At 62.8% G+C, this 2,529-nt stretch carries 3 protein-coding genes; all 3 read left to right on the forward strand.

Annotated features, from left to right (window positions below):
- Positions 1-46 precede the first annotated feature (46 nt).
- From GY725_02605 to GY725_02615, 3 genes are read left to right on the forward strand one after another with little or no spacing between them, the layout of a single operon-like run.
- Positions 47-568 carry an HRDC domain protein gene (locus tag GY725_02605; protein MCP4003066.1) on the forward strand — a complete coding sequence of 174 codons (522 nt, stop codon included), beginning with the start codon at positions 47-49 and terminating at the stop codon, positions 566-568.
- Positions 552-905 carry a diversity-generating retroelement protein Avd gene (gene avd / locus GY725_02610; GenBank protein MCP4003067.1) on the forward strand — a complete coding sequence of 118 codons (354 nt, stop codon included), beginning with the start codon at positions 552-554 and terminating at the stop codon, positions 903-905. The genes GY725_02605 and avd overlap by 17 nt, the downstream gene beginning before the upstream one ends.
- On the forward strand, positions 902-1,915 hold the full coding sequence (locus GY725_02615) for an RNA-dependent DNA polymerase (GenBank protein ID MCP4003068.1): 1,014 nt from the start codon (positions 902-904) through the stop codon (positions 1,913-1,915). The genes avd and GY725_02615 overlap by 4 nt, the downstream gene beginning before the upstream one ends.
- Positions 1,916-2,529 lie beyond the last annotated feature (614 nt).

Genomic DNA, 2,529 nt, shown 5'->3' on the forward strand with positions numbered 1-2,529 from the left:
AAATTGGAAACCGAAGTCTTACGATCTTTGAGGCTCTTCTGAACTGATGATGAAGCTCCGCGTCATGACCCTGGCCTTCGATCTCGAGCTCGGTCGCTTCGACGACGAGCCGCTGCAGCGCTTTCTCGCCGACAAGGATCTGCTCGGCCTGCGCGATCATTTCTTCGACCACCTCGGCCAGCCGCATCTGGCGCTCGTTCTGGTTTACCGCCCGGTCATCGCCGCGGCCAAGCCAGAGGAGAATGCGGGCAAGAAAGTCCAGCGCGAAGCCTGGCGTGATCTCCTCGAGAAATCGGATTGGCCGCTGTTCAACACCCTGCGCGAATGGCGCGCCCAGAAAGCGAAAGACCAGGGGATCCCGCCCTACATCATCTGCACCAACCGTGAGCTGGCACAGGTCGTCCGCACCCGCCCGCGCACCGTCAGCAAGCTCGGCGAGATCGAAGGCTTCGGCAGTGCGAAACTGAAAAAATACGGGAAGGATATCGTGTCTTACCTGATGGGTACAGCGGAAAGCCCGTCCCCTCCGACCGAGAAGGAGCCTGACGCTGATGACCGCAACGACTGACGATTTGCCGATCTTCACCAAGTGGCTGGAGTTCCTCAACTGGCTGCTGCCGACCACCGAGAAGTTTCCCAAGAAGGTCCGTTTCACGCTCTCGCAGCGCATCGACAACCTCGCGCTCGACGTCGTCGAAGATCTCGTGGAAGCCCGCTACAGCCGCCAAAAACTGGAACATCTGCGGCGGGCCAACCTCCGACTGGAAAAGCTCCGGGTCCTCCTGCGCGTCAGCCATCATCACAAACACCTGCCGAGCCGGCAGTACGAACACTCGATGCGCGTCCTCTACGACGTCGGGAGCATGCTCGGCGGCTGGCGCAAGAGCCAGGAGAAGAAGCGGTGAAACGTCATGGCCATCTCTTCGAACAGATCGTCACCTGGGACAACTTCCTGAGCGCGGCGAAGAAAGCCGCTGCGGGCAAGACCGCGAAGCCGGCGGTGGCACGCTTTCTCTTCCATCTCGAGCCCGAGATCCTCACCTTGCAGCAAGAGCTTTCGACCGGCAGCTGGCGCCCGCAGCCATATCGTTCGTTTACCATCCGCGAGCCCAAGCTCCGGCGCATCAGTGCCGCTGATTTTCGCGACCGGGTCGTGCATCACGCGATCATGAACGTGCTCGACCCTTTCTTCGAGCGAGCCCTCTTTGCCCACAGCTACGCTTGTCGAGTCGGCAAGGGAACCCATGCCGCCGTGCGCTACGCCCAGCGACAGGCGCGCCGGTTTCCCTACTTCCTGAAGGGCGACGTCGACCGCTACTTCGAAACGATTGATCACGCGGTGCTCAAGAATCTCCTGCGCCGAATGTTCAAAGACGCGCGCCTGCTCGCCCTTCTCGACCGGATCATCGACGCGCCGGTTCCCGGACAACAACCCGGCCAGGGGCTGCCGATCGGCAACTTGACCAGCCAGTATTTCGCCAATCACGTCCTCGGCCAGCTCGATCGATTCGTGAAACAGAGACTCCGAGCCCGCGGCTATCTCCGTTTCATGGACGATGTCCTGATCTTTGCCGAGACCAAGGCGGAGCTTCACCTACATCGCGCCGCGATACGCAGGTATCTCGCAGATGATCTGAGTTTGCGCCTCAAAGGGAAAGCCACCTGGCTAGCTCCCACGGGCCAGGGCATTCCCTTTCTCGGATTCCGAATATTCCCCCGAACGATCCGCTTGCAGGGGCAGCGATGGCACCGCATGCGACGTAGGATCCGGCGGCGCGAACGGGCGTTTCAGCAGGGTAGAATCTCGGCGGAGGAGCTGGCGACGTCGGTGCGCAGCAGCGTCGCCCACATCGAGCACGCTGCGACACGCCGGCTGCGCCGGTGCTTCTTCGCACAATCTTCGGCTCTGGGGTGAGCGCCGAATGAGGCTCGAACCGCGTGAACCGAGGCGGTGGCTGGAATTCGAACGCGCGCAACTGTCGCGCCTCGAATCGCAACAACAACCCTCCCGGCATCCGCAACGACAACCTCGGTTTTCGTCTTGTGAGCACAGGGCACCCATTCGCCGGAGGGCCCGGGTCCACGGATCCGGCCCGCGTGCACAGGCCCTGTCCAGACGCTCGTCCCGCGCCGGGCACCGCCCGGCCGAAGAGAACGCGGCCGCCCGCTTTGGTAGGCTCGGGCTTCCGGGATCGAAAAACCGGGCGGCCGCTTTGCCGGGGCTGTCTCCGGAATGACCGGGGTGGCCGGGCCAGGTCTTTGAGATCAATGTTATCGAGGGGCAATCACTCGGCACAATCTGGGGACCTCCGGATCCAGCGCGGAGCGCGATATGAGATAGCCTGGGGTGAGGCCGCCGAACCCCAGGTTTCCCCGCCCCCAAAGATCCAGCCCCGCAGGGGCGGCATACGGCAAGTCGAGCACGTCCGAGAAGGCTATGTCGCCCCTCCAGGGCTCAAGGATTCGGGTCCGACAGCCCTGGGGTTCGCCAAGCCTCACCCCAGGCTATCTCATGCCGCGCTCCGCGCT

Source organism: bacterium, assembly GCA_024226335.1.
GTDB lineage: Bacteria > Myxococcota_A > UBA9160 > SZUA-336 > SZUA-336 > JAAELY01.

Bases quoted from the DNA above. Each gene is read 5' to 3' on its own strand.
- GY725_02605 (MCP4003066.1), top strand. From the start codon at position 47: ATGATGAAGCTCCGCGTCATGACCCTGGCCTTCGATCTCGAGCTCGGT.
- avd (MCP4003067.1), top strand. From the start codon at position 552: ATGACCGCAACGACTGACGATTTGCCGATCTTCACCAAGTGGCTGGAG.